This is a genomic window from Actinoalloteichus hoggarensis (genome assembly GCF_002234535.1).
Taxonomy (GTDB): Bacteria; Actinomycetota; Actinomycetes; order Mycobacteriales; family Pseudonocardiaceae; genus Actinoalloteichus_A; species Actinoalloteichus_A hoggarensis.
Map to the genome: position 1 here is coordinate 3699538 of NZ_CP022521.1, position 25575 is coordinate 3725112.

23 protein-coding genes and 3 CRISPR repeat arrays are annotated in these 25575 nt (G+C 71.4%); of the genes, 7 read left to right on the top strand and 16 right to left on the bottom strand.

The genetic code is table 11. The features are described 5' to 3' along the window. The first annotated feature begins 36 nt into the window (after positions 1–36). Positions 37–371: direct repeats of the CRISPR family, unit length 29 nt; unit sequence GTGCTCTCCACGCATGTGGAGGTTGGTCG. A gap of 1059 nt (positions 372–1430) precedes the next feature. From cas3 to AHOG_RS15870, 3 genes are all read right to left on the bottom strand, one after another. After that, on the bottom strand, positions 1431–4244 hold the full coding sequence (gene cas3 / locus AHOG_RS15855; RefSeq protein WP_245856255.1) for a CRISPR-associated helicase Cas3': 2814 nt from the start codon (positions 4242–4244) through the stop codon (positions 1431–1433). A gap of 151 nt (positions 4245–4395) precedes the next feature. Then, a CRISPR array of direct repeats spans positions 4396–5096; the repeat unit is 29 nt; unit sequence GTGTTCTCCACACGCGTGGAGGTTGGTCG. 141 nt (positions 5097–5237) lie between these two features. Then, the gene (locus AHOG_RS15860; RefSeq protein WP_093942052.1) at positions 5238–6098 is read right to left on the bottom strand and encodes an alpha/beta fold hydrolase; all 861 of its coding nucleotides are present in this window, start codon (positions 6096–6098) and stop codon (positions 5238–5240) included. Between the two features lie 200 nt (positions 6099–6298). Beyond that, complete coding sequence (locus AHOG_RS15870) at positions 6299–6967, bottom strand: TetR/AcrR family transcriptional regulator (protein WP_093942054.1); 669 nt, start codon at positions 6965–6967, stop codon at positions 6299–6301. Between the two features lie 386 nt (positions 6968–7353). Here AHOG_RS15870 and AHOG_RS15875 point away from each other — a divergent pair, with 386 nt between their 5' ends. Beyond that, positions 7354–8016, top strand: coding sequence for a DUF1707 SHOCT-like domain-containing protein (locus AHOG_RS15875; RefSeq protein ID WP_157736847.1), 663 nt, complete (start codon positions 7354–7356; stop codon positions 8014–8016). A 661-nt stretch (positions 8017–8677) separates the two neighbouring features. Here AHOG_RS15875 and AHOG_RS15885 read toward each other — a convergent pair. Continuing rightward, a complete protein-coding gene (locus tag AHOG_RS15885; RefSeq protein WP_093942057.1) occupies positions 8678–9361 on the bottom strand; it encodes an FMN-dependent NADH-azoreductase in 684 nt (227 codons plus the stop codon). Between the two features lie 84 nt (positions 9362–9445). On the opposite strand from AHOG_RS15885, the gene AHOG_RS15890 reads away from it, so the two are divergent. Next, a complete protein-coding gene (locus tag AHOG_RS15890; RefSeq protein WP_093942058.1) occupies positions 9446–10336 on the top strand; it encodes a sigma-70 family RNA polymerase sigma factor in 891 nt (296 codons plus the stop codon). A 244-nt stretch (positions 10337–10580) separates the two neighbouring features. On the opposite strand, the gene AHOG_RS15895 is transcribed toward AHOG_RS15890, so the two are convergent. Beyond that, a complete protein-coding gene (locus tag AHOG_RS15895) occupies positions 10581–11096 on the bottom strand; it encodes an RNA polymerase sigma factor (protein WP_093942059.1) in 516 nt (171 codons plus the stop codon). Positions 11097–11140: 44 nt separating this feature from the next. On the opposite strand from AHOG_RS15895, the gene AHOG_RS15900 reads away from it, so the two are divergent. Then, a complete protein-coding gene (locus AHOG_RS15900; RefSeq protein WP_157736848.1) occupies positions 11141–11620 on the top strand; it encodes a hypothetical protein in 480 nt (159 codons plus the stop codon). Positions 11621–11771: 151 nt separating this feature from the next. Here the strand turns inward: AHOG_RS15900 and AHOG_RS28655 are convergent, their stop codons facing one another. The 3 genes from AHOG_RS28655 to AHOG_RS15910 form a co-directional block, all read right to left on the bottom strand. Then, positions 11772–11951: a hypothetical protein gene (locus AHOG_RS28655; RefSeq protein WP_157736849.1), complete on the bottom strand. Its 180-nt coding sequence runs from the start codon at positions 11949–11951 to the stop codon at positions 11772–11774. A 288-nt stretch (positions 11952–12239) separates the two neighbouring features. Continuing rightward, positions 12240–12677 (bottom strand): hypothetical protein, encoded by a 438-nt coding sequence (locus AHOG_RS15905; protein ID WP_157736850.1) that lies wholly within the window; start codon positions 12675–12677, stop codon positions 12240–12242. 94 nt (positions 12678–12771) lie between these two features. Further along, positions 12772–13005: a hypothetical protein gene (locus AHOG_RS15910; protein WP_093942062.1), complete on the bottom strand. Its 234-nt coding sequence runs from the start codon at positions 13003–13005 to the stop codon at positions 12772–12774. A gap of 393 nt (positions 13006–13398) precedes the next feature. Between AHOG_RS15910 and AHOG_RS15915 the strand changes: the two genes are divergently transcribed. Together AHOG_RS15915 and AHOG_RS15920 are read left to right on the top strand one after the other, a co-directional pair. Beyond that, positions 13399–14274, top strand: coding sequence for a helix-turn-helix domain-containing protein (locus AHOG_RS15915; RefSeq protein WP_093942063.1), 876 nt, complete (start codon positions 13399–13401; stop codon positions 14272–14274). Continuing rightward, positions 14261–14449, top strand: a complete 189-nt coding sequence (locus AHOG_RS15920) for a DUF397 domain-containing protein (RefSeq protein ID WP_093942064.1) — start codon at positions 14261–14263, stop codon at positions 14447–14449. The genes AHOG_RS15915 and AHOG_RS15920 overlap by 14 nt, the downstream gene beginning before the upstream one ends. Before the next feature lie 78 nt (positions 14450–14527). Here AHOG_RS15920 and AHOG_RS15925 read toward each other — a convergent pair whose 3' ends face one another. Both AHOG_RS15925 and AHOG_RS15930 read right to left on the bottom strand, forming a co-directional pair. Next, positions 14528–15436 carry a hypothetical protein gene (locus AHOG_RS15925; protein ID WP_093942065.1) on the bottom strand — a complete coding sequence of 303 codons (909 nt, stop codon included), beginning with the start codon at positions 15434–15436 and terminating at the stop codon, positions 14528–14530. Continuing rightward, positions 15433–16512 carry an ABC transporter ATP-binding protein gene (locus AHOG_RS15930; RefSeq protein WP_093942066.1) on the bottom strand — a complete coding sequence of 360 codons (1080 nt, stop codon included), beginning with the start codon at positions 16510–16512 and terminating at the stop codon, positions 15433–15435. The genes AHOG_RS15925 and AHOG_RS15930 overlap by 4 nt, the downstream gene beginning before the upstream one ends. Before the next feature lie 167 nt (positions 16513–16679). Between AHOG_RS15930 and AHOG_RS15935 the strand changes: the two genes are divergently transcribed. Continuing rightward, a complete protein-coding gene (locus AHOG_RS15935; RefSeq protein WP_093942067.1) occupies positions 16680–18422 on the top strand; it encodes a histidine kinase in 1743 nt (580 codons plus the stop codon). Further along, positions 18419–19093, top strand: a complete 675-nt coding sequence (locus AHOG_RS15940; RefSeq protein WP_093942068.1) for a response regulator transcription factor — start codon at positions 18419–18421, stop codon at positions 19091–19093. Before AHOG_RS15935 ends, AHOG_RS15940 begins: the two co-directional genes overlap by 4 nt. Before the next feature lie 730 nt (positions 19094–19823). Here the strand turns inward: AHOG_RS15940 and AHOG_RS15945 are convergent. The 6 genes from AHOG_RS15945 to AHOG_RS15965 all read right to left on the bottom strand — a co-directional run bounded on the left by AHOG_RS15945 (position 19824) and on the right by AHOG_RS15965 (position 25526). Further along, a complete protein-coding gene (locus AHOG_RS15945; protein ID WP_093942069.1) occupies positions 19824–20078 on the bottom strand; it encodes a hypothetical protein in 255 nt (84 codons plus the stop codon). A gap of 3 nt (positions 20079–20081) precedes the next feature. After that, positions 20082–20462 carry a hypothetical protein gene (locus AHOG_RS28660; RefSeq protein ID WP_157736851.1) on the bottom strand — a complete coding sequence of 127 codons (381 nt, stop codon included), beginning with the start codon at positions 20460–20462 and terminating at the stop codon, positions 20082–20084. Between the two features lie 3 nt (positions 20463–20465). Next, a CRISPR array of direct repeats spans positions 20466–20902; the repeat unit is 37 nt; unit sequence GTTGCGATCCTCATCGGCCCCGGAGGGCCGATGCCAC. Positions 20903–21169: 267 nt separating this feature from the next. Further along, positions 21170–22069: a CPBP family intramembrane glutamic endopeptidase gene (locus tag AHOG_RS15950; protein WP_093942070.1), complete on the bottom strand. Its 900-nt coding sequence runs from the start codon at positions 22067–22069 to the stop codon at positions 21170–21172. Continuing rightward, positions 22066–22893: a MerR family transcriptional regulator gene (locus AHOG_RS15955; protein ID WP_093942071.1), complete on the bottom strand. Its 828-nt coding sequence runs from the start codon at positions 22891–22893 to the stop codon at positions 22066–22068. The genes AHOG_RS15950 and AHOG_RS15955 overlap by 4 nt, the downstream gene beginning before the upstream one ends. A 135-nt stretch (positions 22894–23028) precedes the next feature. Continuing rightward, complete coding sequence (locus AHOG_RS30525) at positions 23029–23433, bottom strand: LacI family DNA-binding transcriptional regulator (protein ID WP_157736852.1); 405 nt, start codon at positions 23431–23433, stop codon at positions 23029–23031. Between the two features lie 29 nt (positions 23434–23462). Beyond that, positions 23463–25526, bottom strand: coding sequence for a glycoside hydrolase family 127 protein (locus AHOG_RS15965; protein WP_093944497.1), 2064 nt, complete (start codon positions 25524–25526; stop codon positions 23463–23465). Positions 25527–25575: the final 49 nt, after the last annotated feature.

The following is a 25575-nucleotide window of genomic DNA, read 5'->3' on the forward strand; positions in this document are numbered from 1 at the left end:
GGTCAATCCGCTTCCTGAAACCGCAGGTCGCAAAGGGTGCTCTCCACGCATGTGGAGGTTGGTCGGCGTCCTGGCAGGCGGTGCACGTCACGGTGCGGTGCTCTCCACGCATGTGGAGGTTGGTCGGTCGACGCGTTCGATGCCTTCATGGAGGCCGAGTGCTCTCCACGCATGTGGAGGTTGGTCGGTGGTCCGCACCGCGATCGCCGCGCACCGCACGTGCTCTCCACGCATGTGGAGGTTGGTCGCGGAGATCGCCAGGATCACCGGCTACACGCGGGTGCTCTCCACGCATGTGGAGGTTGGTCGGGCTCGACCCCGGCGCCCTTCCCGCGATGCCCGTGCTCTCCACACACGTGGAGATTGATCGTCGCCGCTGGTCCTAGCCCTGCCGGCGGGTCGCGATCTCCATGTACGTGGAGGCTAGCCGGTTTTGATCTGCCGCCCATTGCTGATAAACAGGTTCTGCACACACTTGGCAGTTGATCATGTTGTCGAGCCTGCCGGACTGTTGCTATTGCGCGCTCTCCGCACATGTGGAGGTTGGTCGGTTTCGTCTTCGTTGCATGATTGCCAAGATCAAGTAAGTCCTCTCCACGCATGTGGAGGTTGCTCATGTGCCGACGAGACGTCATGAACCAGCAGAGTCGAACAGCTGCCCGCAGGCCCCGGTCGTACGCCGCGCAAGCTTGCCACGTAAGCACAAGACCACGCCGAGACTCTTCCGAGACTCCTGATCTACATCCGAGCGCAGGTTCATGCCTTCCGACCGCGCCGGCTGTCGACGACCCTGTCGAGCGCACAGGCTCCGCTACAGACGGATCCGACCAGATTCGACACTTCTCCGAGAACTCATAGAACGCGGTAATGCACCGTAATGGTCAACGCTCACGGCAAGCTCGTCGCTGCGGTATAGAGCGTCGCAGCACACCAACCATGCAAACATGGTCATACGTTCGAACGCGAACGGGGACACCCGAGCATGACCCGCTATGCCCTGCTTCGTGGCAGACATCTGAAATTTGCAGATGAGCATCGTCCCTGTCGACCACCTCGCCAGCGGGACCACGCCGAGAGCCCACACCGGAGCAGAGGGCTGATCTCTGCAGCAACGAGCTTGGATCCCGTACACAGCAGCCACCGACGGACCAGGTCGGCCGACCTGTGGCGGCAGCGTTCGGATGTGATCACATCGCGAACCGGACACCCGCAGTCACCATGCAGACACGATTGACTACACTGCGCTCATGATCCTGACGATCAACTTGATCTTACTGAATCGTGGAACGAAGAAGACACCTTCCGTCTATTGGCGAGGCCTGTCACGGGACACTCTCCTGGTGATCGCCACCGTCAGCATGACGGTGTCCGCGATCTCAGTCATCGCAGCGCTCGCGATGCTACGTCTGTTGGCGTAAGGCCGGCTCCCCTCACCCCTCCCCGACCTCCACCAACCCCCGTTCCGCATCGAGGAGGAAGGTCCGCTCGCCGATGCGGGCGGGGCTGATCCGTCCCGTCTCGTCCACCGGCTGGCGGAGCAGCACGAGGTCGCCCAGCGGCCAGATGTCCCGCCACGGCGGGGGAAGGGCGTGGTCGTCGCCGCGTCCGGCGACGAGGTGTCCGGAGACGGGGATCGTGTGTCGCATGACGGCGATCAGCTCGGCGCGGGCGAGTTGTCCTTGGGAGTCGGGCGTGGGCAGTGTCTCGCCATTCGGTCCGCCGAGTCGCAGTTCGCGGTCGACGTCCTCGTAGCAGGGCAGGACCCGCACGGAGTCGGCGTTGAAGCGGGTCGCGGCGTGATCCTCCGGGGGCATGTCCCCGACCGACAGGTCGGCCAGTCTCGTCAGTCGCCGTGGTTGCGGAATCTGCCGGTTGTGGGCGAACTGCTGTTCCACCATCACGTCGGCGCTACGCTCCGTCTCGGCTTTCTCGAATCCGACCAGCAGTGGGTCCTGGTGCGCCGGGAAGTCGCCGGGGTTGCCTCGGTCGACCAGTTCCTGCACGTCGTCGGGGACGACGATCCCGCTGGCTTCCCGTTCCGCCAGCAGACGATCGGCCCGGATCAGCGCCGCGGCCGGGTAGATGTAGCTCCAGGCACCGGGGATGCGTGTCAGGTCTCCTTCGGGTGCCGTCAGCACCACCATGCGGCGGGGTTCGCCGCCGACGGCCGACGCCCACGGGGGGCGGCCCGCGTCGCGGCTGGGGTGGCGGTGCAGTCTGCCCGCCCGTTGCAGGAGCAGCTCGACGGGGGCGAGGTCGCTGACGAGGAAGTCCAAATCCAGGTCCAGGCTCTGTTCGATGACCTGAGTGGACACCAGGATCAGCCGGTCGGGCCGGACGCCGTCTCGTCCCAGCCCGGTGGTGACTCGGGTGGTGATCGCTTCCCGCTGCCACACCGGGAACCGTGAGTGGAGCAGGACGACGTCCGGCCGCTGCGACGCCGGCACGGTCGCCCGCCAGGACAGCAGGCCGTCGTAGGTCTGTTGGGCCTGCGCGACGGTCGTGCAGATCACCGCCGCGCAGCCGCCCTCAGCCGCCAGGTCGCCGAACTCCCTCGTCAGCACGGAGATCCGGTCGAGTTCACCGTCGTCGCCGACGGCGATCGGCCGCCGCTCCACCAGCAGCGTGCGCCGCTGCTCCGCCGGGAACGATACGGCGTGGGAGATCGGCGGCGTGTCGCGCTGCACGTAGGTCCAGCCCGGATAGGACACCACCGGATCGGTCAGCTCCCCCGGCGCCGCGCTCCCCCGGTAGGCGGCGGCGAGTTCGGCGGCAACGTGCGCGGGCAGCGTCGCCGAGAGCAGGACGACGGGAATCCGCAGTTCACCCAGCCAGCTCAACAGTGTGACCAGCAGGCTCCGCATGTAGGGACCGAAGGCGTGCACCTCGTCGATGACCACCGTCTTGCCGGCTAGGGCGAACATCCGCAGCGCGTTGTGCCGGGTCGGCAGGACGGCCAACAGCGCTTGGTCGATGGTCCCGATGCCGACGCCTGCGAGCAGGCCGCGTTTGCGGCCCCGCATCCATTCCGGAAACCGGGCCCGCGTCTCGCGATCGCCTGAGACGCCGTCGGCCGACACCGCCTTCGCAATCATCTCGTCCACTGGGCTCAACCACGCCATGCCGTGCAGGAGGGCCTGCGAGACGTCGCCGACGCCGCGCCGGGAGAGGTAGCGGGCGACGCGCGCGAACATCTGGTCCGCCGTGGCCGTGGTGGGCAGGGCGACGTAGATTCCCGGACGTCCCGCCGCCGCGCCCAGCACCCGAGCCGAGAACAGCGCGGCCTCCGTCTTGCCGAAGCCGGTGGGCGCCGCGATCATCAGCAGCCCCGGCCCGGTCACCGCCGAGGGCAGGTGCTCGGCCAGGCTCGCCTGCAACGCGTTGGGCCAGAAGTCCGGGAATTCCTCGGCGAAGGAGCCCGGCCGCAGCCGCAACCGGGTCAGGCCTGCCGCGGCGACGAGTCCAGGGGCGGCCGACGCCGAACCGGCGTGGAAGGCACGCACCGCGGCGAGCGTCCCCGCGACGGGGACGGCGTCGAGCCTGGTCTTGATGTAGCGCGTCTGGCTGGCGAGCCAGTCGGCGAGGATCACCAGGCCCGCCACCACCATCGCCGACGACCGACTCAACGACGCGGTGGGAACCGCGGGCCGCAGAATCTCCGCCAGCACCTCCGACGTCGCCCGCCGCTGCTCCTCCCACGGCCCCGTCCCGAGGCCGAGGAACGGCAGCTTCGCGGGGAGGAGATCACCGGGGTCGATCCGATGGAACCGCCCGTGATGGGCGCCGAGCACCTCGGCGATCAGCCGCGCCAGCGGACGCCGCCCGCCCGGATAGCCGTACTCGGCCAGGGCGGAGGCGAGCCAGAGGTGCGCGGCGCGATCGTGGGCGGGCGTCTCGTGACCGGGCGTCGGGTACCCGGCGGGCAGTTCGAGCTGGCACTGGAAATGCGGGGTCAGTTTCCCGATGTCGTGCAGCGCGGCCCAGAACTGCACCGTCCGCCCAGCCGCCGCCACGGACAGCCCCAGCTCGGCCGCGATGTCTTCGCGCAACCCCGGCGCCACCATGTCGTCCCACAGCGCCGCCGCCACGGCAGCCGTGTCCACGAGATGGAAGATCGCGGGATACCGCCTGCCGAGGTCGCGTTCCTTCCCCCACAACCGCAGATCCACCAGTACCCGGTGCTCGATCTCCGCCGCGTCCCCGCCGGCATCGCCCGTCACCACATCGTCACCCTCGGTACTCACGCCGACACCCTAGAGCGGCACACCGACGAATCCCCCAGGGATCGACGGCCGTGGCCACAGGGCACGGGGATCTGAGAGGATTCCCGTCATGCGGACTCACGGCAACGACTAAAACGGTAAATCCGCTTTCTAAAGCCGCAGGTCACGAAGGGTGTTCTCCACACGCGTGGAGGTTGGTCGTAGTTCTCGCCGAGCCGCTGGATGTCCTGGCCCGTGTTCTCCACACGCGTGGAGGTTGGTCGGCATACACGCGCACCGCACGAGCCCACGAGGAGTGTTCTCCACACGCGTGGAGGTTGGTCGGGCACGCCGCACACGGCGGCGGCGACGGCGTGGTGTTCTCCACACGCGTGGAGGTTGGTCGCCTGGGACGCCTCGACGAAGACGGACGAGGGCGTGTTCTCCACACGCGTGGAGGTTGGTCGGGCGAGGTCGACCTGCCCGCCGACGGCGGCGGGTGTTCTCCACACGCGTGGAGGTTGGTCGGAGGTCATCGGCGACGCGATCCGCAACGCTGCGTGTTCTCCACACGCGTGGAGGTTGGTCGGCCCGGCCGGGGCGGCGTTCTTGGCGGAAGACGTGTTCTCCACACGCGTGGAGGTTGGTCGACCAGGCCCGCGACCAGCTCCAGCCCCGCCGCGTGTTCTCCACACGCGTGGAGGTTGGTCGCGCCGATTCGACATAGTCGGCATAACCTCGAAGTGTTCTCCACACGCGTGGAGGTTGGTCGGCATTCAGGCGCCCTTCGATCTGGCGAATCGGGTGTTCTCCACACGCGTGGAGGTTGGCCGTCGGCGATGTCGGTCTCGTAGGTCAGATCCTCGTGTTCTCCACACGCGTGGAGGTGGGTCGCCCGTCTCCCCGTCGGCGGCCTCTACGGCCGCGTGCTCTCCACACACCTGGAGGCCGTCAGCCGGATCGGATCGACGCGCTCGATGCCCGAAAGGGCCCCGGCGGCGAGCATGTCGAGCACATCGATTCGTCAGGGAGCCGTCACGGGCTCGGCAGGGTGCGGAGGAACCGGAGTAGCTCGCGGTTGAAGTGCTCGGCGTTGTCCTGGTTGGCGTTGTGGCCGGCGTCGGGGATGACGACGTACTCGGCGCGGTCGTCGGCCGCCGCCCAGCCGGGCATGTCGCGGGCGATCGTGCCTCGGTCGTCTTGATCTCCGTGGGTCAACAGGCAGGGCACGTCGATCCGGAAGTCGGGATGTCCGGTGCGGCTCACCGCCGTGGCGACGGCGCCGAGGATGCGGATGAGGTCTCGTTGGCTGATGCCGTTCAGCGATTCCCGAGCGAATGCCTCGACGTCGGCGCGGATCGTCGTGGCCGAGGCCATCGCCTTGCGCATGCTGCGCAGCGGCCATAAGCGCAGGATGGTGGGCACCGATCCGACCGCCGCCATCTCGGCCCGGCTCAGTGGCTTCGCGATCGGGGTGGCTCCGATCACGACGAGCGCTTCGACTCGATGTGGCTGTAGCCGGACGAGATGTTGTGCCGTGTAGCCGCCCATGGACTGTCCCACGATGACGGCCCGTTCGATGTTCTCCTGATCGAGCACGGCGAGGAGGTCGTCGACGTAGTCCTCGATGCTCGCCCGTTCCATGCCGAACGGCGTGGAGGAGCCGTGTCCTCTGGCGTCCCAGACCAGCACCGAGTAGTGGTCGCGGACGGCGGGGATCTGGGCGTTGAACATGCGGTGGTTCATGGTGGCCCCGTGGAGGAACACGACGGTCTGCGCGCCGGGACGCACCGAGGTCCAGTAGTGCAGCGGCGTCCCGCGTCGATTCAGGACGTGCGGGGTGAGGCCGTCCGGTGTGGTGGTGTGGTCGATGCCGGTGGACTGCCGTGGTGTCATGGCGTCTCCCTTCCTGGTACGGCCAGGCGTCGAACGAGCGAACGGACGTACGACGTGGCGGCGGAGGCCGAGTCGGTCGGCGGAGGGTTGGCGCGGGCCGATGTCGAGCGGACGATCCTCGTGTGTCCGACTGACGGCGGACGCCCGCTGATCGGCGAGCCGGTGGGGACGGAGGCCGGCGCGGCCGTGCGAGGGACCGGTCAGGCGGGGTCGCCGTCGGCTGCGGCGGCGCCGAGGTGACGCAGGTAGTCGTCGAGGATCGCGCTATCGGTGAAGAGGCCTTCGGTGTACAACTCGAGGGTGGGCAGCGTGAACTGGGCGGCCCACTCCGCGATCACTCGTGTGTAGTCGACGTCGGCGCCGGGGTGGCGCAGCGCGACGAGCAGGAGCAGTGACCCGACGGCGGAGGCCACCGCCCACCGCGCGCGCCCCTCCGGATCGCGACTCGGCCGGATCATTCCCGCCGCCTCGCTTCGCGCGAAGAAGTCCGTGACGTCGTCGACCATCCGCGCATACAGTGCGACGGCGAGCGACCCGCCGTCGCGCAGGGTGCGGACGACGTATCCGGTGAGGGTCGCGTACCGCTCGACGGTGGCGAGCTGATGCAGGAACGTCTGGGCGCCGCCGTCGCCCATTCCCTCGTCGGTGAGTTCGGCGATCCGGCCTGCCACATGCTCGTCGCAGGCGCGGCGCAGGTCCGGTTTGGAGCCGAAGTGATGGATCACCAGGCCTGGCGAGACACCCGCGTGCTCGGCGATCGTGCGCACGGGAACATCGAATCCGTGCCTGCCGAAGCATGCGACGGCGGCATCGCGTATGCGTGCCCGCGTGGTCAGGTCCGATTCCGCCGCCGACTTTCTTGAACGCATATTCAATAGGTTAAACGCCCATTTAATTCCGTGTCAAGCGCGAGCCACCCGAAGCTCGGCCGGGTTCCACCGTTCGGATTCGGCCGCCGCCGGGCGACGGGGCGCGGCGCGACGTCTCCCCGACACGGCCATGCCCTCAAGGCGGGACACGGCACGCGAAGCACGTGCACCACAGTGCGCACGGCCGCCGATCGACGTCGGCGGCGCGCCGGGCACGATCCGCGGCCCCGTTCGGGGCGCGACCGTGTCCTTCTCCCCGCGGCCGACGATCAGTGCCGCGTCCGGCCGCATCGATTCGTCGCTCGCTCCGGTCGAACGGCCGTCGTCGTAGCCGGCTGTCGCCATCGGCGACCGGTGAACGGTCAACCCTCTGCGAGAATGCCCCGGTGGAGGACGAGCAGATCGAGGTACGCATCGGTGATCGCGAGCGCCGGAGCGTGGACGCCCGGTTGCGTGCGGCGCTGGACGACGGCGTCTTGACGTTGACCGAGTACGACGAGCGGACGGCGAAGTGCTGGGCCGCGCGAACACGGGAGGACTTGCGGCTGCTCACGCGCGATCTTCCGGAGCCCGCCGCGCAGGCGGACGACGACGGCACGCCGTCCGCCGCGCCGCAGCCTGCCGCGCGAACGACCGCCCCCGCGAAGTCCGATGAGGACGAGTGCGATGACGAGCAGCCCGGCCTCGTCTCCCGCATGGTCAGCGCGGTGGTCACCGGAGTCCTGGTCGTGGCGGGCGGCTTCCTCGGCTGGCAGGTGATCAGCTCCGACGACGGCGCCGCCGTGTTCGGCCGTCAGACGGTCCACGTCGGCGAGGGTCAGGAGTCCGTCGAGGTGGGCGCGCTGCTCGGGCGGGTGGAGATCATCGTCCCCGAGGGTGTGCGGGCGCGTCCCTCCGGCACGCTGTTCTTCGGTCGGACCGACTGTGAACAGGCCTGCGCGGCCGACGCGGGGGCGGAGGAGATCACCGTCGACGTGACGGGCGCGTTCGCCCGGGTCGACGTCCTCACCCAGCAGGAGTACGCGCAGGACGACCGGGACGACGACTGAGCGGTCGTCATGCCCCGGCCGCGGCCCAACCGGCCGTGCTCCCGGCCCAGGCGCGCCGCCGGACGGGCTGACACCGGCTCGGCCACACCGCCAGAACGGCCACGCGCCGAACCGGCCGACATCACGAACACCGATGACCGGCTGGGCATCCCCGAGGGGGAGAAGCAGCATCGGGTCTCGGGTGTCGCGGCCCGGTACGGGTCCGAGGTCGTCCACCACAAGCTCCGGGAGTACTCGGGGGAGCAGCAGGCGGCACGCCGGATCGGCCGCGCACCGGATCGGTCGGGATCGTGTCCGGCAGCGGGCCTGCCCTGGCCGGACGCAGGCCGGGCGGCGGCACCGGAGTCAAGCCAGACCAGGCCCAGCCCAGCCCCGGCCGCGCACCGAACCGGCCGCACCGCGAACCACCGCCGACCGGCCCTCTGAGACGTCTGGACACCGAGACGTCTGGACACCGATCTGGATGCCGAGACGTCGACGCCCGAGACATCGGCCACGCCGCGAGGCCGGCCGGACGGCGGCACCCGGCCGTCGGCCCGAGGCCGGCTCCGGGACGACATGGTCGTGCCGGGCGGTGTCCCGGCCCGGCACCGACCGGCACCGCCGGACCGGCACCAGCCCCCGGATTCCGCCGCCCGCCGGTAGCGCGGCGTCCCTCACCTCACCGGCGGTTGCCCGACGGCTCGACGAGCACCCGCTCGCGGCCTCGGCGCGCCGCGTGCTGTGCGGCGACGGTCGCGGCCGTGGATCGGGCCTCGGCTCGCGACGCCGCCGCCTGCGGGCGCAGCGCGGCCATCGACGGGTCGAACTCGACGGCGGTCAGCTCGGCGGCGATCACGGTGACCTCCGCGCCGAACAGGTCGCCGAAGATGCGTCGCAGGTACGGCGTCGCGTGATCCCAGCCCTCGCGGGGCGTGCCGGGGCGGTAGCCGCCGCCACGCGCGATCAGCAGCGTCACCGGGACGCCTGCCAGGGCCTGGCCCTGCGGGGTGTGCCGGGGGTCGAACCGGGGGTCGGTGATGAGCAGGTCGATCCAGGACTTCAGCGTGGCGGGTGCGCCGAAGTTGTACAGCGGCGCGGCCACGGCGATCTCGCGCGCGGCCAGTGCCTCGTCGGCCAGTTCGGTGGCGGCGGCCTTGGCCGCGCGCATGGCCGGCGTCCGCTGCTCCTCGGGCAGGAAGCCGGCCGCCACGGCGTCCTGCCAGGTGGCGTGCAGGTCCGGGCAGGCGGTGAGGTCGCGGCGCACGATCTCCTCCTCGGGCCAGGCGTCGGCGAAGACGTCGGCGAGTTCGCGGCTGACGGAGCCCTGGCGGCGGACACTCGTGTCGATGCGGAGCAGTGTCATCTGCTGGTCGTCCCTTCGGGTCGAGTCGGTTCGTCAAAAGAGGTGACGACAGCCATGACGGATCGGCGCGGGACGAGGGGACGGATGAACGAGCGGGACACGGCGGCGCGGCTGTTCGAGGCGCATCGGTCGCAGCTGCGGGCGGTCGCCTACCGGATGCTGGGGTCGACCACCGAGGCCGAGGACGCCGTGCAGGAGACGTGGGTCCGGTTCGATCGGGCCGACACGGCTGCGGTGGACAATCTCGGCGGCTGGTTGACTCGGGTGGTCGCTCGGGTGTCGCTGGACATGCTGCGCTCGCGGCGAGCACGGCGGGAACGGCCCGTGGGGTGGCCGCCTGCGGAGGCCGGGGGCCCGGCCGAGGACGATCCCGGCGCGGCCGATCCGGAGCACGAGGCGGTGCTGGCCGACTCGGTGAGCCGGGCGCTGCTGGTGGTGTTGGAGACGCTGACGCCGGGGGAACGGATCGCGTTCGTGCTGCACGACGGCTTCGCGGTGTCGTTCGCGGAGATCGGCGCGTTGCTGGACCGATCCCCGGACGCGGCGAAGAAGCTGGCGCAGCGCGCCCGGCGGAAGGTGCGTGGCGACCGTCGTCCGGACGTCGGCAGTGCCGATCTCGCCCGGCATCGGAGGGTCGTCGACGCCTTCGTGGCCGCCGTGCGCGGCGGTGATCTGAACGGGCTGCTCACGGTGCTGCATCCCGACGTCGTGCGGCGGGTCGACGGGGTGGGGCTGCCCGCAGGCGTTCCCGCCGTGGTGCGGGGCGCGCGTGAGGTGATCGCCGAGGCGAGGCTGTTCGCCGGGCGGGCGGCGCGGGCGCGTCCGGTACTGGTCGACGGCGCTCCGGGCGCCGTGGTGACCGGCGGCGACGGGCTCGAACTGGCCCTGACCTTCCTGATCGACGGCGACCTGATCACCGAGTTCCACGTGATCACCGACCCCGACCGGCTCCGGCGGCTGCGCCTCGGCGACTGATCGACGACGCTGTGCGCGCCGGCGGTCGGCCGCGGACTCGAACCGGTCCCCGACCTTCCCGATCGACGACGGCACGATCAGCGCAGCACCCGTGATCCGACCCGGACGGCCTCCGGCGGTCTCGCCTCGCCGGTTGATCGACGGCCGGGCGGGGCGCCGACCGTCCCGGCCCCGACGGCGGCGGTCACCCGGCCGAGACTCCCGGCCGGCGGTGTCGCCGGCAGCCGCGCCGTCACCACGCTCACTACGCCAGATAGCTCTCGCGCAGCGCCCGGCGAGCCCGCCAGAGGAGAGCGGCCACCGAGTTGGGTCGCATGCCGAGGTCGGTGGCGACGTCGATGAGCAGGTCGCCTTCGATGTCGATGCGGTACAGGACGTCCTGCCAGCGGGTGCGCAGTTCGCCGTAGGCGCGGGCGATGTTCTCGTGTTCCTCGGCGCGCACCAGGCGTTCCCACAGCGCGGTGTCGGCGGCGGCGCTGAGGGGGTGCTGGTCGTCGCGGAAGTCGCCGACGAAGGCGACGTGCCGGTCTCGCCGGTGGTGGTCGACGCCGATGGTCCGGACCGCCGTGCACAGGTAGGCCCGCAGATGGTCGATGTGCTGTCCCTCGACGAGGCAGATCCGCAGGGTTCTGGCGACGGCCTCGGCGGCGAGGTCTTCGGCGGTGGCGGGGTCGTCGACGATGCGGCGGGCGGCGCGCAGCAGCGCGGGCCAGTGGCTCATGATCTCCGCGCCGAGGGCGGCGCGGGCGGCGGGTCGCATCGGAGATTCCTCGTGGTCAGCGGCAGTCGGGGCAGGTGATGTGGGTGAACGGCAGGTGCGCGCCGGGGGTGGGGATGACGCGGGTGTCCAGGCAGCGCGGGCAGGCCGGGCGTCGGCGGGTGCGTCGGGCGGGCGACGCGGGCACGGGTGTGGACGGGGTGGTTCGGCGGATGGTCGAGCGCCGCGGGCGTCGGGCGGGCGACGGCGACGCGGCCGGCGGGCGTGTCCTGGGTGCGTCCGCTGGCGACGACACGAACTGGATCGATTCAGCATCGGGTTCGGGCACCGGAGCCGCCGCCGTCGCGCAGGCGGCGTCCGGTGCGATCGCGGCCGTCGTCGCGGACGTCGAGCCGGGCGCGATCGGCGGCACGGCCGGCCGCGCGAGCACGACCGCCTCCGGTGGAGCCTGCGATCGGGTGCGGGGCGTGGGCGCCGAGATCGACGGCGGCGGCTCGGGGCGGCGGGGCTCGGGAAGGACGGTCTCGCCGTCCGGGACCGTTCTCGGGGAACGCGGTTCGGAATAAGGGAGCATGCGCGGTCACTCGTTTCCGGGCGGATGGCGGACGATTCGGCATACCGCCGCGATTCGGCGGGACCCTTCTCGACGTCGGGAAGCGCCGACGCGCCGCCCGCGAATGTCCCTCGATATCGAGGAACGCTCGCGGGCGAGCCCGGTCAGCTCTCGTCGCCGCGCGGGGTCTTCCGGCTTCGGCGGGTCTCGTGGGTCTTCTCGTGTTCCAGGCTCTCCGCGACGGTGGCGTCCTCGCGCGGACAGTAGAAGCAGGTACGGGACCGGCGGGCCATCGCCTCGCGTTCGGTCTCGTCGGCTCGTCGGTGCATCCAGGGTTTCAACAAAGGAGATCACCTCTCTCTAGAGAGAACATCGAGAACTCGAGCAGGGCCGCGGGCGGGCGGCATTCGATCGCGCGCGGACCGCGGTCGCCGTGAAGGGATCGGCGGTCGCCCGGTTGGGGCGACGGATCGGCGCCAGACCCGTGCCGCGCGAATTCGACGCGGCCGAGGGGACGCCTTTCGGGGGCGATATCGCCGTGCCTCGGGTGGTTCTCCCGTGGACGGCGCGAGGGTGCGCGGGCGGCGACACCGGGGTAGCGAGTGACGGAGGCGGGCGGGCCGCCGGATCGGTCAGACCGTGGCGGGGCGGGGTGTTCCGGTCAGGGTGGCTCCGTACCCGCCGGAGCCCGTGAGGTGGTCGACGGAACCGGTGAGCGCGGCGGCGAGGGCGCTTCGGCGGGCGATGTGCCAATGACGCAGCACGGTCTCACCCCGACGCAGCACGAGCGTCGCCTGGCCGTGGCGGACGGCGACGCGCAGCGTGCAGGTCTGATGGTCGCGTCCGGTCACGGCGACCTCCACGGCGGCGATCGGAACCGGGTCCGCGACGGTGCTCAGCATGAGCCGCGCCGCCCGGACGGTCAGGGCCGCCCGGCCCCGTCCCCCACAGGCCAGCGCCACCGACCGGGTCGCACGATCGGCCACCAGCACCAGGGAGACCGAGCCGCCGGGGACGGCGTGCGCGGGAACCGTGGACACGTGGGATGCGGTCAGACGTCGTCGGTCCACAGTGACACTCCGAGGTAGGGACGGATTCGGGCGGCGGGCAGGCGGCGCAGGGTTCCGACCCGGTGGAACCGAGGCGGCCGACGGGTGCCGCCGCTCACCGGACGACCGCCAGGAGCGGGCCGCGACGGCGAGCGCGCGAGGCGGCGGCGAGGCAGTCCGGGCAGGGCTGCCAGTCGAAGTAGCAGACCGAGAGCGGTTCCCGGTTCATCGGCGGGAAGGGACGGTCGGGGTCGCACCACGGGACGACCTCGGATGCGGGACGCCGTCGCTCGGCGGCGCCGAGGTGGGTGTCTCCTCGGGCGAGCGATCGGACGAACCAGGCGGGCACGGGACCTCCGGCGGAAAACAAATCGGACAGGGCGGGACGGACGCGGCGGGACCGATGCGAGTCACCATCGCGCCGCACACCGCGACGGCGACGGCGCCGTAGGTCGGATCGAGCCGATGTTCGAGACGCCGGAACACGCCGGCGTAACGGCGGGGTGGTGAGGGTTTGCGGGCGACTCCGGAGGAATCACCGTCTCGCGGTTGCGATAGACGATCGTGATCGGTTCGCACCGCACTATGACGACTCGGAGCGATGGACATCAGCGCACCTCCGGGAACTGAGCCACTCAAGCGGGTGGCGCAGCACCATTTTGCAGACAGGTCACCAAGTCAACAAATCAACTATCGACAATGGACCTGGTTCAGGGCTCCCACAGCGCGCTAACGTGGCGCCATGGCAGGCATAAACCGCTCTCCGCGAGCACGGGCACTCGCCGACGTGCTCCGCGCGAGCCGCAAACAGACCGGCCTGACTGTGCGCGGTCTGGCCGATCGGATCAAAGCCCATCACTCGCTCATCAGCCGCTATGAGACTGGCGCCAGGGTCCCCAAAGAAAACGAAGTGGCAACGATCCTCGGAGCTCTGGGCCTCGGCGCCGAGGAGCGGGAGCGAATTCTCACCATGGCTCGCGACGTCGACCGCGAAACCTGGTCGGAGATTCCCAGCCGCGGGGCGACCGCACAGCTCGATACCCTCATGAAATACGAGCAGGACGCCATCGCGATCTCCGAGGTCAATCCGATGCTGATCCCTGGGCTCTGCCAGACGAGGCGATACGCGCGAGCGATCATGTCCAGCGCACCGAGCCGAATTCCGCCAGCCGAGGCGGAGGGCCGTGTGATCTACAGACTCGGACGTCAGGGCATCCTAGACGGTCCGCAGGCGCCACGGCTCACCGTGTTGATCGATGAACATGCACTGCACCGTAGGATCGGTGGTCCAGAGGTGATGGCTGAACAGCTCGACCACCTCTCATGGGTCGCTACGAAACCGAATATCGAGGTTCGGGTGATCAGCCTCGATGTCGGCTACCACGCCGCGCTAACCAGCGGATGGATAGTGTTGGAGTTCGAGGAGGCCCCGCCGGTCGTCCTTCTGGAGCATTTCAACTCCGGGACGTTCATACACAGCCGTCGTGACACACGCTCGTTCCTCGACGCTCGAGAGAGCCTGCTGTCAGCAGCCATGAGTGCCGAAGACTCCCTTACTCTCATCAGGAGCAACGCTGATCACCATCGTCAAGGAGGGGAACTACATGGCCGTATCTGACCGCTGGAGAAAGTCGACGTACTCTGGCGAAGCCGTCGCCTGCGTGGAGATCGGCCAGCGCCAGGACCACATCGCCATCCGCGACACCAAGAACCGCCTCGGCGGCACGCTCGTCGTCAGCCGGGCCGCGTTCGGCTCGTTCCTCAGCTCGGTCAAGTCCCCCCGACGAGGCTGATCACAGCAGCGGCCGGGGCGCGAACTGCACGCTCGCGCCCCGGTCTCGTCACGTCCCCGGGTATCAGAGAGCCGCGTCTCAGACATCCCGCCGTCGCAGCAGCACCGCCGCCGCGATCAAGGCCAGGACGATGTACCCGCCGAACACCGCCAGCCCCTGCCCCGGCGGAAGCAGCTCGGGCGACTCGACCACCGAACGCAGGGCGGCAGCGGCGTTGGACGGCAGGTAAGGGCTCACGTTCTCGGCGATGTCCGCACCGAGCAGGGTGATCAGACCCGGCAGGACCAGGATCACGCCCACCAGCGTGGAGATCGCGGCCGAGGTGTTGCGCAGCAGCCCGCCGAGAGCGAGCCCGAGCAGGCCGACGCCGGTCACCTGCGCGGCGGCCCCGACCACGGCGCGCGGCACCCCGTCGTCGGACAGCGTCAGGCTCGCGGCGTCGCCCGCGGCCAGAACGGCCTGTCCCGCCAGGAAGGCGGTTCCGGACGCCGCCAGCATCGCCACGAAGACGACGCCGCCGAACACGAGCGTCTTCGCCCACAGCACGGGCAGTCGTCTCGGCACGCCGATCAGCGAGGATCGGATCATCCCGGTGGAGTACTCCCCCGCCATGGCCAGCACGCCGAGCGAGCCGGTGATCAGCTGCACCAGCAGCACCCCGCTGAGTGAGAGCGTCGCGGGGTCGAGTCCCGCCACGGGCGGCCCGCCGCCGTCCGGCCCGCCCGGAGCGATCTGGCCGGTGCTGGTGGCGGCGAAGAGGACGCCGAGTCCGACGAGGGCGACGATCGCGGCGAGGAGGGCGATCACCGTGGAACGCAGGGTGAACAGCTTGATCCACTCGGAATGGATCACGCGGCGCAGCGTCACCCTGGCGGCTCCGACCGCCCTATCGGTCGGACCGGTGCCGGGGTGCGACGCGGCGGTGTCGGCGGGCGACGCGGCGGCGTGGCGGCCGGCCCTGGTGGCGGTGTCCGGTGCGGCGGTCATCGGCGGGTCCTTCCGGAGGTGGTAATCTCGCGCGCCCGGTCGGCGGGCTCGGCTGCCTGCGGGGTGCTCGCGGTCGGGCGGTTCCCGGTCCGCACGATGTCGTCCACGGCGGTTCGGGGCGGCGCGGCGTCGAGTCCGGCCCGGCTCGACGCACCGGGATCGGGGCGCGCCGCGATGCCGCCGTGATACTCGACGGAGTCCCTGGTCAGGGCCATGAAGGCCTCTTCGAGGGAGGGACGCTGCGGGGTCAGCTCGTGCACGGGGATGTTCGCGGCGTGGGCGCGGTCGCCGATCTGGGCGGCGGTCAGGCCGGTGACGTCGAGCAGGCCTCGTTCGACGCCGCTGACCACCACGCCGTCCTCGGCGAGGACCTCGCGGAGCCGGGTCGCCGCCGGGGAGCGGACCAGCACGCTGTCACGGGCGGCGCGGGCGACGAACTCGCCGACGGAGACGTCGGCGATGAGCCTGCCTCGGCCGATGACGATCAGGTGTTCGGCGGTCAGGGCCATCTCGCTCATGAGATGGGAGGAGACGAGGACGGCGCGGCCCTCGGCGGCGACGTCCTTGAGCAGCGTGCGGATCCACAGGACGCCGTCGGGGTCGAGCCCGTTGACGGGCTCGTCGAGGATGAGGGTCCTCGGGTCGCCGAGCAGGGCGGCGGCGATGCCCAGGCGTTGCCCCATGCCGAGGGAGAAGCCGCCCGCACGTCGGCGGGCGACGTCGGCGAGGCCGACCAGGTCGATCACCTCGTCGACGCGGCGGCGGGGAATGCCGGTGAGGGCGGCCATGGCACGCAGGTGGTGATAGGCCGACCGTCCGGTGTGGACGGCCTTGGCCTCCAGGAGGGCGCCGACCTCGCGCTGCGGCGCGGCGTGCTCGGCGTAGGGCCTGCCGTCGACGGTGACCGTGCCCGAGGTGGGGGCGTCCAGGCCGACGATCATCCGCATGGTGGTGGACTTGCCCGCGCCGTTGGGGCCGAGGAAGCCGGTGACGGCGCCCGGGCGAACGGTGAACGACAGGTCGTCGACGGCGGTCTTCTCGCCGTAGCGCTTGGTCAGGTTCGCTGCCTCGATCATGGCTCACAGCCTCGTCGTCGGACGGGGTCCGGCGCGTCGTCCGCCCGCAGACATCCGCGTGGTCGGTGTCGGCGGTACGGCGGGCGTCTCCTACCGCGGACGCGGTACGCGCGGGGGACGGCGTGGGGAGGACGCGCGGGCCGCCGGGCGGGCCTACGGTGCGCAGCATGAGGCGTTCCGGCCGATGGCGGCAGGCGGTGCGGCGACACCCGCAGGTGTTCGACGCGGGTGTGGCGCTGCTGCTCTTCGTGGGCCCGTTGATCGTGTCGCGGGCCGTGGGGCATCGGCCGGAGTGGGCGTCGGGTCCGCCCGGCTGGGAGCCGCCGTTCGCCCGCGCCGAGCTGAATCTCGGGCTCGTCCTGGTCGGTGCGGTGGGGTGTGCGGCGCTGGTGGTGCGCAGGCGCTGGCCGCTTCCGGTGCTGGCGGTGACGACCGCGGCCGGTGCCGCGACGCTGGCGATCGGCGAGGGGCCGTCGCCGTATCTGGCGCCGGCGCTGGTGGCGGCGTACACGGTGGCGACGCTGACTCCGAGGCCGCGGGCCTGGGCGGCGGGTGCCGTCGCGGCGGCCGTCCTGGCCGGGGTGTCCGTGTTCGCCGCGCCGAGCCTGGTACAGGGCATCGGGAACCCCGGGGTGATCGCGTGGGTGGGGATCGCCGTGGCGGTGGGCGACGCGGTGTCGAGCCGGCGGGCCTACATCGCCGAGGTGGAAGAGCGGGCACGACGGGCCGAGCAGAACCGCGAAGAGGAGGCGGCGCGGCGGGTGGTGGCGGAGCGGATGCGGATCGCCCGCGAGCTGCACGACGTCGTGGCGCATCACATCGCGGTCATCGCCGTGCAGGCCGGGGTGGCCGAGCACCTGTTGACGTCGCAGCCCGCGGCGGCGGCCACGGCCGTCGGGCACATCCGGGAGGCCGGGCACACGGTGCTGGCGGAGATGACGACGTTGCTGGGGGTGTTGCGCGGCGCGGAGGAGCCGGTGGCCGCCACCGAACCCGCCCCGAGCCTGGACCGGGTGTCGGAGCTGGTGGAGGCGTTCGCCGCGACGGGACTGCGAATCGAGCTGGTCACCTCGGGTCGGCCTCGGCCGTTGCCGCCCGCCGTGGACCTCGCGGGGTATCGGATCGTGCAGGAGTCGCTGACCAACGCCCACAAGCACGGGCGGGGGGCGACGGTGACGGTGCGGGTCGAGCAGGGTCCGGCGGAGCTGGTCGTGGAGGTGCGCAACGGGGCGCCCGGTTCGGGGGCGGCGGCGCGGGACTCCGGGGCCGGGTCGGGATTCAGCGTGCGGGGTGCGGCGAGGGCAGGTTCCGTGTCGGGGTCGGGGTCGGGCTCGGGGTCGGAGGCTGGGCCGGGGCCGGGGCCTTCCGGGGCTGATTCGGCGGTGTCGGGGCCGGGTCCGGAGGCTTTTGGGGCTGATTCTGCGGGGCCGGGGCCGGGGCCGGAGGCTTTTGGGGCTGATTCTGCGGGGCCGGGGCCGGGGCCGGAGGCTTTTGGGGCTGATTCTGCGGGGCCGGGGTCGAGGACGCCGGAGGCGGGTTCGGCGGCGTGGGAGGCGAGGTCCGATGTCACCGGCACGGGTTCGGATGTCACCGGCGTGGGTTCGGATGTGGCGGGTCCCGATCCGACGGACTCGCGCCCAGGACCAGGAGTGGGAGCGCGGTCGGGTGTGACGGCGGGATCGGATACGACGGCGGCGATCGGCCCGGCGGCGTCGAGGTCCGCGGATTCCGGGGACGAGCCGGGGACGCCGCGGAGCCTGCCCGGGGCGGCCGGGCACGGCATCGTGGGGATGCGGGAGCGTGCCGTCACGGTGGGCGGGACACTGAGCGCTGAGCCGATCAGTGGCGGCGGTTTCCGGGTGCTCGCCCGGCTGCCGATCCCGTCCGCGAACGCCGAGGAGACGACGTGAGCAGCGAGCCGGTACGGGTCGTGGTGGCCGACGACCAGACGTTGATCCGGGCCGGATTCCGCGCGCTGGTGGACTCGGCACCGGACCTGACGGTGGTGGGCGAGGCGTCGACCGGCCGGGAGGCGGTGGACCTGGTCCGCTCGATGCGAGCCGACGTGGTGTTGATGGACATCCGGATGCCCGAGCTGGACGGCCTCGCCGCGACGCGGGAGATCATCGCGAACGACGAGCTGGCCGGGGTCCGGGTGCTGATCCTGACGACCTTCGAGGTCGACGAGTACGTGTTCGAGGCGTTGCGGGCGGGGGCCAGCGGGTTCCTCGGCAAGGGCGTGCGGCCGGCCGAACTGCTGGAGGCCATCCGGACGGTGGCGCGGGGCGAGGCGCTGCTCTCCCCCAAGGCCACCCGAGGCCTGATCGAACGATTCCTCAGCGGGCCGCAGTGGGCCGAGCCGACGCGACCCGAACGGCTGTCGGCGTTGACCAACCGGGAACGCGAGGTCGTCGGACTCGTCGCCACCGGACTGTCCAACGACGAGATCGCCCAGCGGCTCCACGTCTCGCCGCTCACGGCCAAGACCCACGTCAACCGCGCGATGATGAAACTGGACGCCCGCGACCGAGCGCAGCTCGTCGTGATCGCCTTCCAGACGGGCTTGGCGACGGCGGGCTGAACGCGGCGAGCGAGGATGACGACGTTCGCCATGCGGTGGCGGCGTCGGGCACCGTCGTTGACGGATTGACCCGGCGGTGCCGTGACGGCGTCGACAGATCGCGATCCTCATCGACCCCGAAGGGCCGATGCCACGGGCTTGCCAGGGCTTGGCGCAGCAAGGCGGCGTGGTCGTTGCGATCCTCATCGACCCCGAAGGGCCGATGCCACCCACTCGTTCCGCTTCCTTCTCTTCCAGAAGCGTTGGTGTTGCGATCCTCATCGACCCCGAAGGGCCGATGCCACCCTGTCGTAGCAGGGGTCTTGCCGTTCTGAATGCTCCGATGTTATCGGCTGGTGACCGACACGCCCGCAGAACACTTCGGAATGTCCAGGCGTGTCGTCCGACGCCTGCCTTCCCTCAGCACGAGATCACGACATCGCGTGTCGCGATGCTCAACGGAACGAGCCCGAGGCCGTCCGCCGGGCACGGGCCGCGTGGACCGAGATCGAGTCCGTCACCGCTGCCGTTGTCAGGTCTCTCAGCGGGAGACCTGACCGGTGGGCTGTGCAGCCGCAGGCCCCGCGAACCCGGACGGCGGTTTCCGAACAGCCGTGGTCCTCGACATGGCTCGACGTGATCGTCCGAAGTCCTCGCTTCCCGTCCGCGTCCGGCATCACGGCCCGGCCGCCGAGCCTTGGCATCCCGTCCGAGATGGATTCGGAGTCGGTCGAAGGCCGACGAAGCCGGGTCAGCGTCCACGCCGGGGCCACAGGGCATCGAGTAGTCGCTGACCGACGGCCACCCCGAATCCGGTGATCAACGCGGTGAGTACTCGTTCGCCGAGCCGGGTCGGACGCCCGGATGACGAGTCGACGGGTTCCGGCGGCACGGGCGTCCATTCGGGTTCGGGCACCGCCGTCGTGGAGACGTCCTCCGTCGACGCCGTGGTGGGCCTGGGCAGCCTGCGCACCTCATGGACGACGTCGGCGAGCTTGGCCGACACCGGCTAACCCTCCCACACCAGCACTTCGACTCGACCGAGCGACACCAGGTCGGCCAGTCGCCCGTCCGCGCTGCCGACGAGGAACACCCGGCCGCCCTCGGCGTGCACGTGCTCGGCGTGCGCGATCAGTGCCAGCTCGGCGGCATTCGGCTCGTGGGCTACCCGAAGCGGAGCGATCCGCAGCTCCGCCAGCACCGAGGAGAGCGCGTCGGGTGTGCCGTCGGCGACGGCGTAGGCGGCGACGGCATGGTGGTGGTCACCTGCGGCTGCCAGGAGCGCCTCAAGGCGGACACGAAGCGGCCTCGGCCGCAACGTCACGCTGCCCAGGTTCTCCAGATCCAGCAGCAGGGTCTTGTCGTCGGCGTTCACCTGTCGGCCTCCCACGCGGCTGCGGTCCTCCTCGGCCCCGACAGGCCGATACCACCACTGTGGACCGCACCGAGCACCGCCGCACCGCTTTGATCGACATCGACCCCGTTGCGACCCACATCGTTGCGATCCTCATCGGCCCCGAAGGGCCGATGCCACCCGCCGACCATCCGGAGGCCCTGGACCGGTTGCACGTGTTGCGATCCTCATCGGCCCCGGAGGGCCGATGCCACCCGTTCGTGCCCCAGAGGATGTACTCGCAAGCTGCGCGGTTGCGATCCTCATCGGCCCCGGAGGGCCGATGCCACACCGGCACGGCTTCGCCACGGCGTTGCAGGCTGCGTTGGTTGCGATCCTCATCGGCCCCGGAGGGCCGATGCCACGGCCGAGCACCGGCGGGCGATGGCCGAGCACGCCCGTTGCGATCCTCATCGGCCCCGGAGGGCCGATGCCACCCTGCCTCAGCAGGGGTGTCGTCGTGTCACGACCGCCGAGGTTAGCGGACCGTGACCGACACGCCCGGATGCCGGTTCGGGAGGGTCAGGCGTGTCGCACGACGTCTCCCTCCCGCGCCACTCCGATGACACCCCCACCACCCGTCGCGGCCGCGATGCGGTGGTGAGATCGGTCGGCCCACCGGCGCGGGGCCAGGCGAGCCGCGGCGGAGTGGCAGCGCCGCGGCGGGACGGCTGCCGACGTCGATGGTCGACAGCCGTCCTCGGTCAGCCGGCCGCCGGCACGGGGACGGCCTGCCGCAGACGGGCGACGGCCGTGCGGCGGGCGAGCAGGACGAGGAGTGCGACCAGCAGCAGGTCCGTCGCCAGGGTCGCCGCGACGGCCGTGGTGGACTGTCCGGCATCCGATGTGGAGAGCAGGAACACGGAGATCATGAGGACCCCGTTCCAGGCGGTGTGTGCGGCGGTGGCGGCCTCCAGGCCGCCCGTCTGGTCGCACAGGATCGCGTAGAGCAGCCCGCCTGCGACGGTGACGAGGAACATGACGATCCCCGCCATGCCGTGGACCAGGCCGAACAGCACCGAGGTCGTCACGGCGGGCACGGTGACGGCCGTCAGCGGCCTCGACCAGCGGGCGCCCAGGATGTGGGTCAGGACGCCTCGGAAGACGAACTCCTCGGCGAAGGCCGCCAGGGGGACCCCGAGGAGGACGACCACGGCGAGCGCCTGCCATTGATCGGCGAGTCGGAACGCGGCCGAGCCGCCCCACCAGAGGCTCACCGCGGAGGTCGTCACCGCGACGGTGATCGCGACGGCGAGACAGCGCCAGAACCACCCCCAGCGGAACGCCCCCTCGACCGAGCAGACCTCGCCGAGACGCATCCGGAGCACTCCACGCGCGGTGAGCGCCGCCGGGGGCAGGGTGATCAGCGGAACCGTGAGCAGGGTGAGGGCGAGTCCGACCGCCCCGGGGTCGTCGCTCAGCAGGAGATCACCGAGGCCGCTGACGACGAGGATCACGATGAGCAGGACGGCCGAGGCCAGGATGCCGCCCACGAGGACGAGCGACGCCACGATCAGCCTGCGGCGTGAGTGAACGGTCGGGCGGGCCAGCTGCGCGAAGCGCAGTTCCTCACCGCGGTCGGCGGGCCGGGACGGGTCGGTCACGGGCTCGTCTCCAGGGTGACGGCGAACTCGACGCGGGTCGCGTCGGCGAGGATGGTCTGCCGCAGGGCGGTGAGGTCGGCGCCGAGTTCGTCGGTGGCGGAGACCAGCGCGGACAGGGCCAGTCGGACGGAGGAGTCGCCGTCGGACTCCGGGTAGGGGATCTCCACCCAGGCCTCCGAGCGTGCGGGCAGCTCACCGTGGTGGACGTCCTCGGCGAGGGAGGTGACCTCGGCGGGGTCGGCGCCGTTCGGCAGCGGGAAGTGGACGGTGACGGCCATCCGGTCGCCGTGGACGCCGAGGTTCGACCACCACGGTCCGGTCGGGGTGATCCCCGCCGTGATCAACAGGTCGCGCAGCCGGTCCGCGCCGCGGTCGACCTCCTCGTTGATCCGTCGCAGCGTCGCGTCGTCGCCGGGTTCCGTCTCGCCGGCGAGCGGCAGCGCGACCGTGACCGCGGCGTAGAGCTGGGCGGGCATCGATCGGATCTCGCCGGTGACGGCCTCGCCGTCGAAGGCGGCCCGTCGGGCGCCGGTGAGCGCGTCGTCCTCGATCTTCCTGCGACGCCGGAGTTCCTCGTGGAACTCGTCGATCAAGGCGTCGGCGTGATCCGGGTTGTCCAGGACCTCCCGGACTCGGCTGACGGGCATCCCGCCGCGCCGGAGCACCGAGATGCGGACGGCGTCGGCCACCTGGCGCAGCGTGTAGGTGCGGTATCCGGTGTCGGCGGCGACCTGCGCGGGCACGAGGAGCCCTCGATCGTGGTAGTAGCGGAGGGTCTTCGGTGACAGCTCCGTGAGCCTGGCGAAGGCGCTGATGGTGAACATGATTCAGACGATGGGCCTTCCCGTTCGGGGAGAGTCAACCATCGCCGGTCAGGGGCGTGCCGCCGCCGCGAGACGGCGCGGTGCGGGCCGCGCCGGTGCCGTGCGAACGACGTCGGCCCCGACCGCTCCCGTCGGTCAGGCCGGGCGAGTGCGGCGGCGACCGAACGGTCGCCTGACGGCGTCCTGGACCACGCTGAGCGTTGACACCGCTTCTGGTGCCTCCGGGCAGGTGAGAGCGACCGACCGGACCCCGACGCCGTCGGTTCCGGGGACCGCGCCGCCGCGTGGCCCCCGTGCGCCCTCGGAGCCCGCCTGCCGCGGCCCGCGCCGCCCGCGTCTCCGGTGAGCAGACCGATCAGTCCTTCCCCGACGCGGTCGCGGCGCCTGCCGCTGCCCTCGGGCCGCAGGCAGCCGAGGCACGCGGCGGCGCGTCTCCTCGTGCACGTCCGCCCGGTCGTCGAGCGCCCGCGACACCGTGATCGCCGACACCCCGGCCCGCACCGCCACCGAGCACACCGTGGCCTGCCCGTTCCTGTCCATGACCGCTCCGTCGTCGGTCGCGCCGGCCGTCAACGGACGGGCAGCCACACACGCATCGTCGACGGTCCGCGGTGGGCCCAGCGGTGGTAGGGGCGCAGCAGGATCCACCGGGCGTCCGCGGCGGCCTCGGACGTCTGGTCGCCGCCGTCGTCCTCGGCCGTCCGACCAGCGGCCTTCCCGCCGTCCGGGGCCGCCATGTCGGGTCGGGCCGCCGCGTCGTGCCGGTACATCGGACTTCCGTACGGGCCCCACCGGTCGGACCAGGCCACCGGCTCGGCTCGGGGCCGTATCCGGATCGACGCCCCTTCGGGGTGTGGCCGCGGCGCCACCGAGAAGTCGACGCGCAGGTCCTCCAGGTCGAGGTCGTCGGGGAGGTCGACGGACTCCGCGCACAACACCAGGGGGCCGCTTTCCACCGCGACGCAGCCGCGCACCGCGTCGATCTGGTCGTCGACCGTGGTGAACCGGGGCGTGAGGTCCAGATCGAGTCGCAACGTCTCACCCTCGGCGAACTCTCGACGCACGGTGACGGTGGCCTCGTCGAGATGCCGTCGGGTGCCGCCGTCGTCGAGGACGGCCTTGCCCTGTGCCCAGTGCGGCACGCGCAGGGTGAGGGCGAAGCGGCCCGCGGTGCGAACCCGGATCGCGATGCAGCGGCCACGCGGATAGGACGTGTCGACCTTCAGATCGATCACGGTGCCGTCGTCGAGGGTGGTGCGGATGTCGCAGGGGGTGTACTGGTGGATCTGCACGCCCTCGGCGTCGCGGGTCGCGACGTAGCCCGCGATCGAGGCGAGGGTGCGGGCGACGTTGGTGGGGCAGCAGGAGACGCCGTACCAGGGCGGGCGCAGGCTCGCGCCCGCCGAGGTGCTGACCTCGTCCTCGGCGGGGACCCGACCCTCGGTGCGCTGGTGGAGGGTGTTGGCGTAGAAGAAGGCGCGGCCGTCGGCGCGGGGCGAGGTGGCCACGACGTTGAACAGGGTGCGTTCGATGAGGTCCGCGTAGCGGGTGCGGCCGGTGGCCAGCAGCAGCCGCCAGGACAGCATCACCGAGGCGATGCCGGCGCAGGTCTCGGAGTAGGCCCGGTCGGGCGGGAGCGCGTAGTCGGCGCCGAAGGACTCGTCGAGGTGGTGTGATCCCATGCCGCCGGTCAGGTAGGTGCGGCGGGCGACGGTGGTGTCCCACTGCGTCTCGACGGCGTCGAGCAGCGATCGGTCGTCGGTCTCCACGCCGACGTCGACGGCGCCTGCGGACAGGTAGAGCGCCCGGACGGCGTGGCCGCGCAGCACCGTGGCGTCGCGAACGGGAATGTCGTCCTGGAAGTAGGCAGCGCCGAACTGGATCGGCGGCAGGGTGCCGGTGCCCCGGCGGTCGACGAAGAGCCCGGCGAGCGTGAGGTGCCGTTCCTCCCCGGTCACCCGGTACAGCTCGACCAGGGCGGTCTCGATCTCGGGGTGTCCGCACACCGCGTCGCGCCCGTCGGGTCCGAACTCGGCGTAGAGGTGGTCGGCGACGCGACGTGCCACGGTCACGAGCGGTTCGTCGGCGCCCCGGGTCCTGGCCCTGGCGACGGCGGCCTGGATCAGATGTCCCGCGCAGTACAGCTCGTGTCCCCAGGCCAGGTCCGAGTAGCGCTCCGGCCTGCCGGGCCTGCCGTAGCAGGTGTTGAGATAGCCGTCGGGGTGCTGGGCCGCGGCCACGCGCTCGACCAGCGCGGTGAAGCGGCGGTCCGTCTCGGGGTCGTCACCGCGGTGGGCCTCCCAGGCCATGGCCTCCAGCAGCTTGTAGATCTCGGAGTCGGCGAAGTTCGCGCCGCGATGCTCACCCCGGGTGCCGTGGGCGAGGGCCTCGGCGGTGGCGTCGAAGTTGGCGATCCAGCCGAGGCGTTCCATCCACTGTTCACAGTGGGCGAGGGTGTTCTCGCGGTTGATCCGCTGCCGGTCCGCCCAGAATCCGCTGGTCAGTCGCACCTCGTCGAGTCGCAGCGGGGTCAAGGTGCCGTGGCTGGGTGCGACGGGCGGGCCCGCGTCGGCGTCCGTTCGGGATTCGGGGCGCGCGGGAGCGGGGTGCTCGCCGCAGGCGGAGGTGCGCATCGAAGGTGTCTCCTTCACCGTGGTCGAGGGGGAGTCGAGTTCGGTGGGC

Excerpts from the sequence above, each read along its gene's own strand:
- AHOG_RS15920 (WP_093942064.1), top strand. The coding sequence starts at position 14,261 with ATGGCCGTATCTGACCGCTGGAGAAAGTCGACGTACTCTGGCGAAGCC.
- AHOG_RS15915 (WP_093942063.1), top strand. The coding sequence starts at position 13,399 with ATGGCAGGCATAAACCGCTCTCCGCGAGCACGGGCACTCGCCGACGTG.
- AHOG_RS15895 (WP_093942059.1), bottom strand. The coding sequence starts at position 11,096 with ATGCGACCCGCCGCCCGCGCCGCCCTCGGCGCGGAGATCATGAGCCAC.
- AHOG_RS15890 (WP_093942058.1), top strand. The coding sequence starts at position 9,446 with ATGAACGAGCGGGACACGGCGGCGCGGCTGTTCGAGGCGCATCGGTCG.
- AHOG_RS15965 (WP_093944497.1), bottom strand. The coding sequence starts at position 25,526 with ATGCGCACCTCCGCCTGCGGCGAGCACCCCGCTCCCGCGCGCCCCGAA.
- AHOG_RS30525 (WP_157736852.1), bottom strand. The coding sequence starts at position 23,433 with ATGGACAGGAACGGGCAGGCCACGGTGTGCTCGGTGGCGGTGCGGGCC.
- AHOG_RS15955 (WP_093942071.1), bottom strand. The coding sequence starts at position 22,893 with ATGTTCACCATCAGCGCCTTCGCCAGGCTCACGGAGCTGTCACCGAAG.
- AHOG_RS15860 (WP_093942052.1), bottom strand. The coding sequence starts at position 6,098 with ATGACACCACGGCAGTCCACCGGCATCGACCACACCACCACACCGGAC.
- AHOG_RS15870 (WP_093942054.1), bottom strand. The coding sequence starts at position 6,967 with ATGCGTTCAAGAAAGTCGGCGGCGGAATCGGACCTGACCACGCGGGCA.
- AHOG_RS15935 (WP_093942067.1), top strand. The coding sequence starts at position 16,680 with ATGAGGCGTTCCGGCCGATGGCGGCAGGCGGTGCGGCGACACCCGCAG.
- AHOG_RS15925 (WP_093942065.1), bottom strand. The coding sequence starts at position 15,436 with ATGACCGCCGCACCGGACACCGCCACCAGGGCCGGCCGCCACGCCGCC.
- AHOG_RS15930 (WP_093942066.1), bottom strand. The coding sequence starts at position 16,512 with ATGATCGAGGCAGCGAACCTGACCAAGCGCTACGGCGAGAAGACCGCC.
- AHOG_RS15885 (WP_093942057.1), bottom strand. The coding sequence starts at position 9,361 with ATGACACTGCTCCGCATCGACACGAGTGTCCGCCGCCAGGGCTCCGTC.